This window comes from Sporosarcina sp. A2, assembly GCF_050858885.1.
Taxonomy (GTDB): Bacteria; Bacillota; Bacilli; order Bacillales_A; family Planococcaceae; genus Sporosarcina.
Genome location: NZ_CP193898.1, coordinates 933,184 through 947,920, shown reverse-complemented (window position 1 = coordinate 947,920; position 14,737 = coordinate 933,184). Strand labels below are relative to the sequence as shown.

Annotated in this window: 16 protein-coding genes; 4 read left to right on the top strand and 12 right to left on the bottom strand. The window is 41.4% G+C overall.

Annotated features, from left to right (window positions below):
- On the bottom strand, window positions 1–1,185 hold the full coding sequence (locus ACRPI0_RS04335; RefSeq protein WP_432355060.1) for an acetyl-CoA C-acetyltransferase: 1,185 nt from the start codon (window positions 1,183–1,185) through the stop codon (window positions 1–3).
- Between the two features lie 118 nt (window positions 1,186–1,303).
- On the opposite strand from ACRPI0_RS04335, the gene ACRPI0_RS04330 reads away from it, so the two are divergent.
- Together ACRPI0_RS04330 and ACRPI0_RS04325 are read left to right on the top strand one after the other, a co-directional pair.
- Window positions 1,304–2,206: a hydroxymethylglutaryl-CoA lyase gene (locus ACRPI0_RS04330; protein WP_432355059.1), complete on the top strand. Its 903-nt coding sequence runs from the start codon at window positions 1,304–1,306 to the stop codon at window positions 2,204–2,206.
- Between the two features lie 13 nt (window positions 2,207–2,219).
- Window positions 2,220–3,149 carry an alpha/beta hydrolase gene (locus ACRPI0_RS04325; RefSeq protein ID WP_432355058.1) on the top strand — a complete coding sequence of 310 codons (930 nt, stop codon included), beginning with the start codon at window positions 2,220–2,222 and terminating at the stop codon, window positions 3,147–3,149.
- An 87-nt stretch (window positions 3,150–3,236) separates the two neighbouring features.
- On the opposite strand, the gene ACRPI0_RS04320 is transcribed toward ACRPI0_RS04325, so the two are convergent.
- The 6 genes from ACRPI0_RS04320 to yneA form a co-directional block, all read right to left on the bottom strand.
- Window positions 3,237–3,473, bottom strand: coding sequence for a YneF family protein (locus tag ACRPI0_RS04320; protein WP_430286474.1), 237 nt, complete (start codon window positions 3,471–3,473; stop codon window positions 3,237–3,239).
- Window positions 3,474–3,626: 153 nt separating this feature from the next.
- Entirely contained in the window at window positions 3,627–4,073 is a 447-nt protein-coding gene (gene sirA, locus ACRPI0_RS04315) for a sporulation inhibitor of replication protein SirA (RefSeq protein WP_432355057.1), read from the bottom strand.
- A gap of 168 nt (window positions 4,074–4,241) precedes the next feature.
- Window positions 4,242–6,248 (bottom strand): transketolase, encoded by a 2,007-nt coding sequence (gene tkt / locus ACRPI0_RS04310; protein ID WP_432355056.1) that lies wholly within the window; start codon window positions 6,246–6,248, stop codon window positions 4,242–4,244.
- 107 nt (window positions 6,249–6,355) lie between these two features.
- Window positions 6,356–6,589 (bottom strand): DUF896 domain-containing protein, encoded by a 234-nt coding sequence (locus ACRPI0_RS04305; RefSeq protein ID WP_432355054.1) that lies wholly within the window; start codon window positions 6,587–6,589, stop codon window positions 6,356–6,358.
- A 65-nt stretch (window positions 6,590–6,654) separates the two neighbouring features.
- Complete coding sequence (locus ACRPI0_RS04300) at window positions 6,655–7,314, bottom strand: YneB family resolvase-like protein (protein ID WP_432355053.1); 660 nt, start codon at window positions 7,312–7,314, stop codon at window positions 6,655–6,657.
- Window positions 7,314–7,628: a cell division suppressor protein YneA gene (yneA, locus tag ACRPI0_RS04295; protein ID WP_432355052.1), complete on the bottom strand. Its 315-nt coding sequence runs from the start codon at window positions 7,626–7,628 to the stop codon at window positions 7,314–7,316. The genes ACRPI0_RS04300 and yneA overlap by 1 nt, the downstream gene beginning before the upstream one ends.
- A 187-nt stretch (window positions 7,629–7,815) precedes the next feature.
- On the opposite strand from yneA, the gene lexA reads away from it, so the two are divergent.
- Entirely contained in the window at window positions 7,816–8,436 is a 621-nt protein-coding gene (lexA, locus tag ACRPI0_RS04290; protein ID WP_432355050.1) for a transcriptional repressor LexA, read from the top strand.
- Window positions 8,437–8,696: 260 nt separating this feature from the next.
- Here the strand turns inward: lexA and ACRPI0_RS04285 are convergent, their stop codons facing one another.
- A complete protein-coding gene (locus ACRPI0_RS04285; RefSeq protein WP_432355049.1) occupies window positions 8,697–9,962 on the bottom strand; it encodes an aminotransferase class I/II-fold pyridoxal phosphate-dependent enzyme in 1,266 nt (421 codons plus the stop codon).
- A 119-nt stretch (window positions 9,963–10,081) separates the two neighbouring features.
- On the opposite strand from ACRPI0_RS04285, the gene ACRPI0_RS04280 reads away from it, so the two are divergent.
- On the top strand, window positions 10,082–10,687 hold the full coding sequence (locus ACRPI0_RS04280; protein WP_432355881.1) for a trimeric intracellular cation channel family protein: 606 nt from the start codon (window positions 10,082–10,084) through the stop codon (window positions 10,685–10,687).
- 21 nt (window positions 10,688–10,708) lie between these two features.
- Here ACRPI0_RS04280 and hfq read toward each other — a convergent pair whose 3' ends face one another.
- From hfq to mutL, 4 genes are read right to left on the bottom strand one after another with little or no spacing between them, the layout of a single operon-like run.
- The gene (gene hfq, locus ACRPI0_RS04275; protein WP_432355048.1) at window positions 10,709–10,933 is read right to left on the bottom strand and encodes an RNA chaperone Hfq; all 225 of its coding nucleotides are present in this window, start codon (window positions 10,931–10,933) and stop codon (window positions 10,709–10,711) included.
- Between the two features lie 33 nt (window positions 10,934–10,966).
- On the bottom strand, window positions 10,967–11,926 hold the full coding sequence (miaA, locus tag ACRPI0_RS04270; RefSeq protein ID WP_432355047.1) for a tRNA (adenosine(37)-N6)-dimethylallyltransferase MiaA: 960 nt from the start codon (window positions 11,924–11,926) through the stop codon (window positions 10,967–10,969).
- Entirely contained in the window at window positions 11,923–12,837 is a 915-nt protein-coding gene (locus tag ACRPI0_RS04265; protein ID WP_432355046.1) for an alpha/beta fold hydrolase, read from the bottom strand. Before ACRPI0_RS04265 ends, miaA begins: the two co-directional genes overlap by 4 nt.
- A 16-nt stretch (window positions 12,838–12,853) precedes the next feature.
- Window positions 12,854–14,731 carry a DNA mismatch repair endonuclease MutL gene (mutL, locus tag ACRPI0_RS04260; protein WP_432355045.1) on the bottom strand — a complete coding sequence of 626 codons (1,878 nt, stop codon included), beginning with the start codon at window positions 14,729–14,731 and terminating at the stop codon, window positions 12,854–12,856.
- Window positions 14,732–14,737 lie beyond the last annotated feature (6 nt).

Sequence of the window (14,737 nt, the reverse complement as noted above, 5' to 3'; positions counted from 1 at the left end):
TTAAGGTCGTTCAACGATCGTCGCGACACCTTGACCTCCGCCTATACATAATGTCGCCAACCCACGTTTAGCATCTCGTCTTTTCATTTCATGTAGCAATGTCACAAGAATCCGAGCACCACTTGCTCCGATTGGGTGTCCTAATGCGATTGCTCCTCCGTTAACATTTAGTTTATCTGCATCAAATTTCAATTCGCGATCCACCGCTAATGATTGCGCTGCAAATGCTTCATTCGCTTCAATTAAGTCCATATCTGCAAGTGTTAGACCAGAGCGATTTAACACATTAGAGACAGCCTGTACAGGTCCGATACCCATAACAGAAGGATCTACTCCAGCGCTTGCATTTGCCTTGATTACTGCAAGAGGCGTAATACCTAGAGCATCCGCTTTAGTTTTGGACATAATGACTAATGCAGCCGCACCGTCATTCAAACCTGAAGCGTTTCCTGCTGTCACACTTCCATCTTTTTTAAATGCAGGACGTAGTTTGGCTAACTTGTCTGCAGTCGTACCCTCTTTTATATATTCATCTTCTTCAAATAAGATCGGCTCACCACGACGCACTGGAATCACAACTGGTACAATTTCATCAACAAATTTACCCTCTGCTCGTGCTGTTGCGGCTTTCTTTTGAGAGTTTGCGGCAAATTCATCTTGTTCTTCCCGCGTCAAACCGTATCGATCACAAAGGTTTTCAGCTGTTACGCCCATATGATAGTCGTTAAATGCACACCAAAGTCCATCTGAAATCATAGTATCGACCATTTTTTGGTCTCCCATTTTAAAACCTTCTCGTGCATTGTTTAAGACGTATGGCGCTCTGCTCATACTTTCCATACCGCCTGCGACAACAATCTCCGCATCACCCGATAAAATCGCCTGACGCGCTAGTTGTACAGCCTTTAGTCCAGAACCGCATACCTTATTGATTGTCATCGCTGGAACTTGTTCAGGTAATCCTGCTCTTATGGAAGCCTGACGAGCAGGGTTTTGTCCTAGACCAGCTTGAAGTACATTCCCCATGATGACTTCATCTACATCCGCACCTTCAATCCCAGCTCTTTTAACAGCTTCCTTAATGACAAGTGCTCCAAGTTCTGTAGCACTGATATCTTTTAAGCCACCTAAAAAAGAACCGATTGGTGTTCGAACAGCACTTGCAATGACAATTTGTTCAGACATTTTTATTCCCCCATTTTGTTTGAGTATGTATTTTCCCTTTAAGAAATACAGAACATTCCCACATATGAATTGCCTGCATCTGCTACAGTCCGTTAGAATAAGCTGTAGGAGGGATTGTATGTTTAGTTTACCAAAAAAAGTGACACTTATCGAGGTAGGACCTCGGGATGGATTGCAAAATGAAAAGAACCAGGTTGAAACAGATATAAAAATTGCATTTATCAATAAGTTAAAAGAAGCCGGTATTACAGAAATGGAGCTCACCTCTTTTGTGTCCCCTAAATGGGTACCTCAAATGAGTGATGCACGTGAAATTATGAATCAGGCAGATTTAACGGAACGATCTATTGTACTTGCACCAAACGCAAAGGGTGTTGCACTTGCACAAGAAGCAGGAGCTAAAAGTATAGCCGTTTTCGTCGGTGTGAGTAATACATTTAACCAAAAAAATATTAACCGTACGACTGACGAGAGTATAGAAGCACTTACACCAGTTATTTTCAAGTTAAAAGAAGAAGGAATATTTGTCCGCGCATGTATATCTACTGCTTTCTATTGTCCTTATGAAGGAAAAATTGATGTAGAAGAATGTATCGAACTATGCAGAAAGTTTGTCGCATTAGGTGTAGACGAACTGAGTGTGGCAGATACGATTGGCATGGCAAATCCTTTAGAAAGCTACGAACTATTCATACGTCTTCGTCAAGCTTTTCCAACTGTACTGTTAACTGCTCATTTCCATGACACTCGAAAAATGGCACTTGCAAACATATTTGCTTCTCTTCAAGCAGGTATCGATCGTTTCGACACTTCTGCTGGTGGTCTTGGCGGTTGTCCTTTTGCAGACGGTGCTACAGGAAATGTAGCAACTGAAGATGTGGTTAACATGCTAGCATCTCTTAACATTACAACAGGAGTTGATATTAAAAAATTATGTGAAGCGATTGATGTAATTGCTCCACACGTTTCTCATCCAATTGAAACTGGTATGTACCAATTGTACGAAAAGGGTAGGAACTAAGGAGCTGAGTCTTATGAGGAGGAAGCGCTTACTTGCGATAACAGGTGGGGTAACGGTTCTAGTAACAGCAGTTGCAACAACTGTTGGTATTCTGGCAACCAACCGACTAATGTTTCTAAAAATTAAAGATGCCGAAGTTGTATTGAAGCGTGAGTCCATAGCGAGGCGATTTGATGCACATTGGTATGAAACTGTCCCCAAAACAACTATGCGAGTCCAGTCACCTAACGGATATCTACTTCATGCAGTTTACTTAAGACCACTGGATACGACAAAGACTGTAGTCATCTGTCATGGTGTAACGGAAAACAAAATTAATTCCATGAAGTTTGCTCGGATGTTCGAGCGGCTTGGATTTAACTCCGTTGTGTATGATCACCGACGCCACGGGGAATCCGGAGGGAAAACGACAAGCTTTGGCTTCTACGAAAAAATGGATTTGCGCGCAATCATTCAAGCAGTCCGTGAGCGTATTGGGCGAAGGGCACTTCTAGGTATACATGGCGAGTCGATGGGTGCGGCAACTATGATTTTGACAGCTGGAACCTACCCTGAAGAAGCGGATTTTTACGTTGCAGATTGCCCGTTTTCAGATTTCACTGAGCAAGTTTTCCATATACTTAAAACGACAACTCCACTCCGGACACCAAAAGTCATTCGCTTTGCTAATATTTTCTTAAAAATCAGAGACGGCTACACGACCTCGCTTGTGTCTCCGAAGCAAGTAATCACACAAGTGAAAGAGCCAATGCTTTTCATTCATAGTTTGGAGGATGATTTCATTCTCCCGCATATGACTGAAGAATTATTTGAAAAGAAAACAGGAGCTAAATCCATCAAGTTGTTCCCTAAAGGTGCACATGCTCGATCATTTAATGAAAATCCTGAAGAGTATGAAGCAACAGTAAAACGTTTTCTAAGAAAATATGGATTTTTAAATTAAAAAATCCCGTTCGATGTTATACATTGAACGGGATGTTGTTATTTTTATCATTCATAAAAGTCATAAAAACCTTATAATTGAATGTTTTTATTTCTTTTTCTTAGCATCTTTTTCAGACGCTTTAGACATTTGAGCCATCATTTGATTAATTTTCTTTTGAGAAGGTTTCTGCCCCATCTGCATCATCATCATTCGAAGCATATCTTCATTAATCGGCGGGTTATCTTTCAAATACTTCATCATGTATTGACGAGCTAAGAAGAAACCTAGGGCAACTCCTGCTGCAAGTGCAACAATAATTCCAACGATCCACCAAACAGTCATACGTACTACCTCCCCTACTGCAATAGTCCAAGTGTTTCCACCAAGAAGGATTATACAGCATCGAAGCCCTAATACGCAACGTCTCAATCATTAGAGCCTCGTAATTTTTAAACCATTCACAGAAAGAATACAGAAATTCAATTTCCCGAAATTCTATACAAAGACATATTGGGGGTCTAATGATGAGGATGTATGTCGAACGGGCTTCAACCAGCCCCACTCACCCGCCTCGTCCATTATTGCAAAATAGCGATCCTCAACACTGGATAGTGCTACAAATAAATCAAGATCCAACATTCTTGAACCATGGCAAGCCGCATGCAATGCATGTGAGGAAAATCCAATGTCAATCGTCCCTTTCATTGGATGAGTGAGTGTATAGTTCATATCCCCTGCTTCTACTGTATGAAAATTCTTACCAAGTTCACTCATGATTGCATCTTCTATACTACTTATTTCCAATCGATCACATAGATAGCGCACTTCTTGTAAATGATTTTCACGGCCATCTGCTTTTAATAAGTCATATAGGAGTCTTTCTCGTCCAAGGACAAATGTTTGGTACATTTCTTTAATTTTATAAATCCCATAAGTTCGCATGTATGTCCACCCCTTTACACTATCGTACAGGAGGGATTTCGCAAAGGCTGTCACTTCACGTAATAGAACCACACTATTTATGTCGAACTTTCAAAATAATTAAATAATAGGAATGAAATAAGGGCAGGGATACCATGAATAGCTCCCTGCCCTAAAAAAGATATTAAATTACTTGTTAAGCAACGCCAATACTTTGGACACGACATTTGCCGTGCTGAATCCGTACTCTTCCATGACAGTTTCTCCAGGTGCACTCGCACCGAATGTATCAATGGCAAGAACATCCCCATCGTTGCCAACATATTTGTGCCACCCAAGAGACGATCCCATCTCAAGTGCAAGACGAGCTGTTACTGCTTTTGGTAAGACACTTTCTTTATACGCTGCATCTTGCTCTTCAAATCGGTCCCAAGAAGGCATTGAAACGACAGAGACATCGATTCCCTTTTCGCTTAATTGCTCTTGTGCAGTCACAGCTAAACTAACTTCTGAACCAGTAGCAATTAAAATTGCTTGAGGTTGACCTTGTTTACTTGGAGAAACTGTGTAAGCACCTTTGCTCACGCCGCTCGAAGCAAGTTCAGCTGATTTCTCTAAGACTGGCAAGTTTTGTCGAGATAGTACAAGTACCGTTGGTTTTTTAGTTGAAGTGACAGCTAAATTCCAGGCAGCTGACGTTTCATTTGCATCTGCTGGGCGAATCACTGACAAACCAGGCATTGCGCGAAGGGATGCCAAATGCTCAACAGGTTCGTGTGTAGGTCCATCTTCACCTACAGCAATGCTATCATGCGTGAATACATAAGTAACTGGGATTCCCATTAAAGCCGATAGACGTATTGCCGGACGTACATAGTCACTAAATACGAAGAATGTACCTCCAAAGACGTTCAATCCTCCGTGAAGTGTCATCCCATTAAGGGCAGTACCCATCGCAAATTCACGAACTCCGAACCAGATGTTGCGTCCTTCAAAACTTCCAGGAAGGAAATCTCCTGCCCCTTTGATTGCCGTTTTGTTTGAACCTGCAAGATCTGCACTACCTCCGAAGAATGACGGTAATGCCTTCGCGATTGCATTAATTGAGTCTCCTGAAGCAGAACGAGTCGCAATGGACTTTCCCGCTTCGTAAACAGGCAATTGTGCTTCTACAGCCGCTTTGTCAGTACCATCAATAGCCTTTTTAAGTTGGGAAGCGAGTTCTCCGTGCTCTTTCTCGTAAGCGGTAAATAGTTTGTTCCATTCAGATTCGCTATCTACACCAAGTTTCTGTACAGATGTTTTGAACATTTCGTATACTTCTTCAGGAACATGGAAATCTTCTTCGAATGTCCATTTGTATGACTCTTTTGTTAACTTCATCTCATCTTCACCAAGTGGAGCACCATGAGCATCTGATTTACCAGACTTGTTAGGTGAGCCGTACCCGATAACTGTTTTTACTTCAATCAATGTTGGGCCGCCTGTATTTTGTTTGGCTTCTTTTATAGCCTCATTCAAACGATCGGTATCATTACCGTCTCCAACATGAATGTAATTCCATCCGTATGATTCAAAGCGTTTCTGGATTTTCTCTGTGAAGGACATGCCCAGTTCGCCATCTAGCGAAATATCATTGCTGTCATAAAGAACGATCAGCTTGTCCAATTCTAGATGGCCTGCGAGTGAAATAGCTTCAGCAGCTACACCTTCCATCAAGTCCCCGTCACCACAAAGGGCATACGTATAATGATCAACAACATCAAAGCCAGGCTTGTTGTATGTGGACGCTAGATGCTTTTCAGCCATAGCCATACCGACTGCCATACCAATACCTTGTCCAAGTGGCCCTGTTGTAGCTTCAACTCCAGCAGTGTGACCGTATTCCGGATGTCCAGGTGTTTTAGATCCCCATTGACGGAAATTTTTCAGTTCGTCCATAGGTAAATCATATCCACTTAAATGGAGCATGCTGTAAAGCAACATAGAACCATGTCCTGCGGACAAAACAAATCGGTCACGGTTAAACCATGATGGATTTGAAGGATTATGGTGCATATGCTGTGTCCAAAGCACATATGTCATTGGTGCAGCTCCCATAGGAAGGCCTGGATGGCCAGAGTTTGCTTTTTCGATAGCGTCGATCGATAACGTTCGGATCGTATTAATCGCCAATTGATCAGTCGTATTGGTCATCGGAAATAACACCCTTTCGAATTCTGATAGTTTAACTAGATTCCTCATTCATTGTAATGAAAAAACCGCAGGAATACAAACTGCGGTCAGAAAAGCACTCTTTATTCTCAGTTCAAAAACTTTTTGTTCTGAGCATCTTTCACCTTTTCAGGAGTCACGTCATTCCCATCAGGATCAACAACTTTAACATTTTCAATTGTATCTCTCATCGTTGAGCGAAATGTCTTTAAATATTCGCTGCGCAATTGAGATTGCTCTTTTGCTTCTTCAATAGAAAGTCCATCAGATTTCGCTTTTTTCGCAAGTTCATTTATTCGTTTGATTTTATTTTCTTCTAACATTACATTCCCTCCAATACAGTTTCGTCAATTAGAACGTAAACAAAAAAGAGCAGAAGTGCAACCAATTAGCCTTCATGCTCTGCAATATACTCCTGATATCTCCGGTGAACGGTAGCTTTACTAACATGATGTCCGAGACCTTTCAGCACAGATGTAATCTCTTCAAACGTAAGACCCTTCTCACGCAAAGACACAATTTCCTGAACAGGTGTTTCAATCCGTTCCCGTCCTTCTGCATTTCCTTGGTTGCGTAAATTCCGTTCTGGACGGTAACCAGCTTCGACTGCCCGCTTCATACCTCTTCTAATTTTTGCATTATGTAATTTCCTTTGATATTCCTCTACTATTGCAAGAATCTCCAGTAACATAGAATCCATCTCATTTAATTCGAGCGGTCCACTGTCATGATTCGTGAAAATGGAGGTGTTTGTTTTCGCAAGTAAGTGCAAAATCGCTACCCTTGCATTCCCCCGGCCAAGACGCGTTTCATCTTGTATAAGTACAGCGTCTATGGATTCTTCTTTAATATAATCAAGAAGATCCAGAAGCCCCTCACGATCTAATTCATATCCACTATGTCGATCTGTGAATGATTCTGCTATTTGAAAATCTAGTGTGTTAGCTAAGTTCACAAGTTCTTCATATTGACGTGATAGTGACAACTCTTGCGTATCCTTTTCAGTACTCACTCGACAATAAAGTACGCAGTTACCTTTACTACCCATTATTCCCCATCCTCTGCCAAAACCAATCGATTTTCATCAAACTCTGCATTGAAATATGCAGGCAATTTAAGTTCGTCACCTGCTATAATATCAGAATCAGATAAATTATTCAGCATCGCTACTTCACGAATCCACCGCTCGGAAGGAATGTCTCCTGAATATCGCTCGGCTAGTTGAGTTAGAGTATCTCCTTCTACTATTGTTATTTCAATGACATCCTGTGGTAATGAAAATTTTTGAATAAGTACGAAAGTCAAAACTGTAAATAATACAAATGCTGCTATGATGTTTTTATTCTTCTGGATAACTGTCATAAATAATTTCCCCTTTCAGAATATACGTTCGCTTCGATAATTCGATTATATGCGAACAAAGGTTTGTGTGTCAACTCTAAAATTAGAACCTTTGTTTGCTTTGTGTACGAACACCTGTTATACTATTTTCATAGAAACACTCCGCAGAGCGACGTCCGCTGCGAAAATAGTGAAGAGGTGAACACATTTGAAAAAGATCTCAAAAAGACAGGAAGACATACTTACTTTCATTAAAGATGAAGTACAAAAAAAGGGGTATCCACCTTCCGTTAGAGAAATCGGTGAAGCTGTCGGACTTGCTTCCAGCTCAACTGTTCATGGTCATCTTGCAAGACTTGAAAGTAAAGGTCTTATTAGACGAGACCCAACTAAACCACGCGCAATTGAAATCTTGCATCAAGATGGAATGGATGAATTGAAAACTGGCGTCGTTCACGTCCCTTTAGTGGGTAAAGTTACTGCCGGATTACCAATCACTGCAATTGAAAACATTGAAGAATATTTCCCGATTCCTGATACTTTTGGAACTTCAGAAGATAATTTGTTCATGTTGGAGATTGTCGGAGATAGTATGATTGAAGCTGGGATTTTAAACGGTGACCGAGTAGTTGTTAAACAACAACAAACTGCAAGTAACGGAGAAATCGTAGTAGCAATGACAGAAGAAGATGAGGCGACGGTTAAACGTTTCTTTAAAGAGAAAGACTTCTTTCGTTTGCAACCTGAGAATTCTTCAATGGATCCAATTATTATTGAAAACGTTTCAATTCTCGGCAAAGTGGTCGGTGTATACAGAACTATCCACTGAGTTCAAAAAAACTGCGTAGATGTCATGAAATCTGACATCTACGCAGTTTTTTAATTGAGCTATATTCCAGCAAAGTATTGTTCAACTGATAATTTTATGAGCGTTTACTCTAAGTTTATGAGCGGAATTTTAGCAATATGAACACTTTTTCATCGTTATGAGCACTTTTTATGATTTAAGAGCACTTTTCGATAGTTATGAGCTATTGCAGGGAATGATGAGCGTTCCGTCAACTTTATGAGCGGCTAGCCAATAAGCCGTTAAGGTTTAATCAAACCAAGTTCTAGCAGTCGCTCCACTGAAGATAGAATAGCCACTTTTACATGCTCATACGTAAGCCCGCCTTGTACGTAGGCTGTGTATGGCGGACGAATTGGGCCATCTGCTGTCAGCTCGATACTCGAGCCTTGGATGAATGTCCCTGCTGCCATAATTACATCATCTGCATAACCAGGCATATACGACGGTACTGGGCTTACATGTGCATCAATCGGTGAGTTTGCTTGAATCATCTGGCAAAATGCAATCATTTGCTCCGCATTTTTAAATGACACAGATTGTATAAGGTCTGTGCGTGTGGCGGCGTAATGAGGAGATGTCACCAGTCCGTAAGATTCTAACATAGCTGCTGTGAATTGAGCGCCTTTTACAGCTTGGCTGACTGTATGTGGTGCGAGGAAAAAGCCTTGGTACATCTCTCTTAATGTATCCAGAGAAGCACCTGCTTCTGCACCTAGACCAGGTGAAGTCATTCTGTATCCACATTTTTCAATTAAATCTTTTCTGCCGGCGATATAGCCACCCGTTCGCGCAAGTCCGCCACCCGGATTTTTAATCAATGAACCCGCCATAAGGTCAACCCCTACATCCGTAGGTTCAAATTCTTCCACGAATTCACCGTAGCAGTTATCCGTGAAGATTATCATATCTGGGTGTTTTGCTCTGATCCACTTAACCATCTCGCTAATTTCAGCCACCGTAAATGAAGGACGGTCTGCATATCCTCTAGAGCGCTGAATTGCGATCATTTTAGTTTGAGGTGTTATACGTTTTTCGACCTCATCGAAATCTACACGACCATCTTCTAAAAGATCTACGTGGTGATATCCAATATTAAAATCCCTTAAAGAACCTGTGTCTTGGTCCCCTCCAGAAACAATCGATTGCAATGTATCGTAGGGCTGACCGGTAATATACAGTAAGTCATCTCCGGGGCGTAATATGCCGAAGAGACTGATCGCTATCGCGTGCGTTCCTGAAATGATTTGTCCACGAACAAGACTCGCTTCAGCACCAAAGACGTCTGCATATAATTGCTCGAGCACTTCTCTACCCGCGTCATCATATCCATACCCTGTAGACCCTTTTAGATGAAAGTCGCTCACACGGTTTTTTCTGAAGGCTGCTAGCACCTTTTTCTGGTTGAGGAACGCAATGCGCTCCGTTGCTTTTGCATAGGGTAGAAGTTCATTTTCGATTTTTTCTGCACGATTTAAGATTTCATCGTTTAATTGCTGTATACTCATTCAGGATGCTCCAATCTATACCATAGGTTCACTGCTCATTTTAGCAGGTAGAACGGCTTCGGTAAACGGAAGAAGCATTCTTAAACTATTGAAGTGAGTTGAACGGAGGTTACATTGAAGTGACATGGGATGTATTTAGTCTAATCGGAACTGCCGCATTTGCGATTTCAGGTGCGATTGTTGCGATGGAAGAAGACTTTGATATGTTTGGAGTCTATATACTTGGAATGGTGACCGCATTTGGGGGTGGAGCGGTTCGTAATGTATTTATAGGTGTCCCAGTTTCTGTTCTATGGGGACAAGAAATGCTCTTTGCAGTAGCATCGGTTCTAATTGCAGTCATTTTTTTCTTTTCAGGTTATTTACTGAAAACCTGGAATCGCTGGGGTTCTTATTTTGATGCTATTGGATTAGCTGCATTCGCAATTCAAGGGGCACTGATGGCTGTGGAGCTAGAGATGTCTCTCTTTGCCATAGTGGCAGCAGCAGTTCTAACTGGAGCTGGTGGTGGCGTAATTCGTGATTTACTTGCGGGTAGGCAGCCACTTATTTTTAAAAGTGATATTTATGCAGTTTGGGCAGCTCTTGCTGGACTTATAGTTGGATTTGATACGTATGTACATGATGCCACTTTGTATATCCTTCTCGCTGTAACTGCAGCGCTTCGCATGCTATCGATTAAATTACATTGGCAGCTACCACAACGTTCATTGTTGTCAAAATAAAAAAGGCCGATTGGCCTTTTTTTATTGTTCATCTTTCAAGATTACCGGTTTCGCAGGAACGTACGTAGAAATCGCGTGTTTATAAATAAGCTGTTGTTTGCCGTCTGACTCTAGTAGAACAGTATAATTATCATACGACTTAATCATTCCTTTTAACTGAAAACCGTTTGTTAAAAATATGGTTACAAACGTATTATTCTTCCTAAGTGAATTCAGGAATGTGTCCTGCATATTCGCATTTGTCATCGCACATACTCCTCCTACAGTTCTTATTCGCAATTAATGCATGCCTTTTGTATTCGCTACGACTTGCTGAAAGTCCTTTACTTCAGTATATATTTTCTGAACAAGCTGATTTCGCTCAGTTGTTGCATCATACCAATGGACATCCAGCTTATTCCGAAAGTAGGTCATCTGTCGTTTAGCATAATGACGTGTGTTCTTTTTAATAAGCTCAACTGCGTCCTCTTTAGACAAATCGCCCGTAATAGTTAAGTACAATTCTTTATATCCAATTGCTTGGACTGATTGAACGTCACGGACCCCTTGTTCCCACAATCCGGTGACTTCTTCAACTAGTCCTTTTTCCATCATCAGGTCGACACGACGATCAATTCGGTCATATAAAATCTCTCTTTTCAGATCGAGTCCTACTATAAAAGAATGGTACATCGGCGTTGTTCCTTGATTCGCCTCATGATTGGCTTTAGTCACACCGCTCACTTCAATAATCTCTAAAGCCCGTACAAGTCTGCGATGATTATTCGGATGAATTTTTTCAGCACTAACTGGATCTAGTGTCTTCAAGCGATTGTATAAAACTTCGGTACCTTCCGTTAATAGCTCTTGCTCAAGTCGCTCTCGTACTTCAATATCAGCCGCAGCTTCAGTGAAGCGATAGTCAAACAACACAGATTGTAAGTAAAGTCCAGTTCCTCCAGCTATAATTGGAAGTTTTCCGCGACTTTGGATTTCAAAAATCTTTGCACGGACAATTGCTTGATATTCTGCAGCTGAAAAGGATTCCATCGGAGATTTAATATCAAACAAATGATGAGGAATTCCCTCCATCTCTTCATTCGTAATTTTAGCTGTACCAATGTCAAGCCCCCGATAGACTTGCATAGCGTCTCCATTGATCACTTCTCCGTCAAGACAATGTGCGAGTGCTACAGCTAATGCTGTCTTGCCAGATGCTGTTGGGCCAGCAATTGCCAGCACTTCCGTTAACGCACTCATAGTGAAGCCATCCAATTCTGCACCATCTTCAAAACGGGTTCCCTCGACGGTCCTTGTAACGATTCATGACGGACTCCTTCAAAGAGATTTACCGTAACTGATTTGACTCCTGCATCTTTAAATAAATTTGCCGCTTCAAAAATTCCGCTACCCATATTTCCAACAGGATCATCTGTACCTGAAAACATCAGCACAGGCAAATCTTTAGGAACAGACTGATATGAAGAAGGTTTACTTATCAACTTCAAGCCATCAAATAATACTTGAAAAAAATGATTTGACGAAATTGCTCCTGAGAGTGGATCTTCTATATATTTAGCCACAGTTTCTTTGTCCGAAGAAAGCCAATCAAATTTTGTCTCAGGATTTAAAATCATTCGATTATAGCCTCCGAATCCGATTGAATCGAGAAGATTACTCGGTGCATGAGCACCATCTTTCATGGACAAAATCGAGGCAAGTGCACTACCACCAACTCGTGTCAGACCTGGCTTCCCAGCTGTTCCTGAACAGATTAGCGCATCAATCTCGTTCCCATATTTCTGTGAAAAACGACGTACGATGAACGATCCCATACTATGCCCAAACAAAATTATAGGGAGATTTGGATACTCTACTTTATAGGCATCCTTCACTTCTCGCACATCTTCAACAAGTCGATCAAACGTGACGGCATCTGTAAAGTCACCCAGCTGATGCTTATCTAACGCACGTTGACCATGACCACGCTGATTATAACCAGTTACAACGTATCCTGCTTTGGCTAGAGTACTCATAACTTCATCGTATCGCCCAATGTGCTCTGCCATGCCATGTACTAGATGGACATGGCCTTTAGGCGTTGATATTGGTCCAGTATAATAAGTATCTAATACAACGCCATCTGACATAGTGAGTAATTTTTCTTTCATCCGTTTTCCTCCTCGCTTACATCACTCGTTTAAACATTTTTTCCAGCTCATACGTTGTGAAATGTATCAATACAGGTCGTCCATGTGGGCACGTATATGGGTTTTCCATTTTCCCTAAGTCCATTAGTAACTGGTTCATATCTTCCATAGTTAAATGATGATTTGCTTTTATCGATTTTTTGCAACTCATCATGATTGCCGTTTCTTCTCGCAACTTTGCTATATTAACTTTACGTGTATGAAGGACCTGCTCGATCATATCTTCAATAATTGATGAGGCTTCTGCTGCTGGAAACCATGAAGGGTATTCTTTCACTGTATATGAAGAAGGTCCGAATTGCTCCAGATAGATACCCACATCTTCCAACGCATCAAGCCGCTCCTCAATTTTTAGTTGCTCATCTGCTGAGTAGTGAAATATTAAAGGCATTAACAATAGTTGTCGTTCCTTATGATCGACTTCACCAATTTTAGTTCGGAAGTATTCATATTTTATACGTTCCTGAGCAGCATGTTGGTCAATCATATAAAATCCATCTTCATTTTGGGCAACAATATAAGTTCCGTGTACTTGTCCAACAGGCAAGAGTTTTGGAAATAAGGATTCTTGTTTTGGCTGTTCTATAAATTCATCCAGGAATTCTGAGTTTGGCTGAAGATGGATTTCACTCTCATCGTATGTTGTTTCTATTGAATTTCTTGATGACAGACCTGCAGAGTCTGTAAGGTCTACCTCTTTAACTGAATCTTCCTCTACCCGCCACGATGAAGATGGTTGTGATTTATAGTCACTCGATGCAATATCTTCTGACACTGCAGTTGTACTCCGTTCTGGTCGCTTCCAAAATGATTCTTGGACGCTCGGCGTAGCTGTTTTCTTTTTTTCTTTAACAACAGCGTCTGGAACAATAATTGCACGTTTCACTGCAGCATGTACACCTTCACGAACAGCAGCTAGGAGCTCGCCTTCTTTACTCACTTTAATATATTGTTTTGAAGGATGAACGTTAACGTCTGTTAAATAAGGGTCGGCTTCTGCTTGCAAGACAACAATGGGGAATCGACCGATGGGTAAGTACGTATGGAGTGCTTCGAGCACTGCTTTGTTCACTGTATAGCTCTTTACCCACCTTCCGTTGATGAGAACCGTCATATAATTTTTAGATGCACGGGTCATTTCCGGTAACGTAACGTAGCCACTTACTTTATAATCAGCATTCTCCGCCTGGAATGGAATCATCTTCTTTGCGACCGCCATCCCATAAACATCAGACAGGACACGAAGCAAATCGCCTGAACCTGACGTTTTCAACAATACTTGTTGACCGTGCGAAAGACGAAATGAAATGTCCGGATGGCTAATAGCAAGTCGATTGACCAAGTCAATCGTATGACCGATTTCGGTTTGAATCGTTTTCATATACTTCAATCGTGCGGGTGTATTATAGAACACTTGAGAAACAGTAATATCGGTTCCTTGACGGAGTGCTGCTGCACAATGATTCAATACCTTTCCACCTTCGATATCGACCTCGGTTCCATTTACCCCGTCAGATGTCCAAAGATGTACTTTGGAAACAGCAGCAATACTCGCAAGGGCTTCGCCCCGGAATCCGAGTGTCCGGATTCTGAACAAATCGTGCTCGTTCTCAATTTTACTTGTTGCATGGCGTTCAAAAGACCGAACTGCATCTGTTGTCGTCATACCTTTGCCGTTATCTGTAATACGGATACTTGTAAGTCCAGCTTCTTCAAGTGTGATTTCTATCGTAGTGCTTTTTGCATCGATTGAGTTTTCAACAAGTTCTTTTACGATGGATGAAGGCCGCTCGACGACTTCTCCTGCTGCAATTTTGTTAGCAAGCGGCTCGTCCATCACTTTAATAATATCCATCGTAAT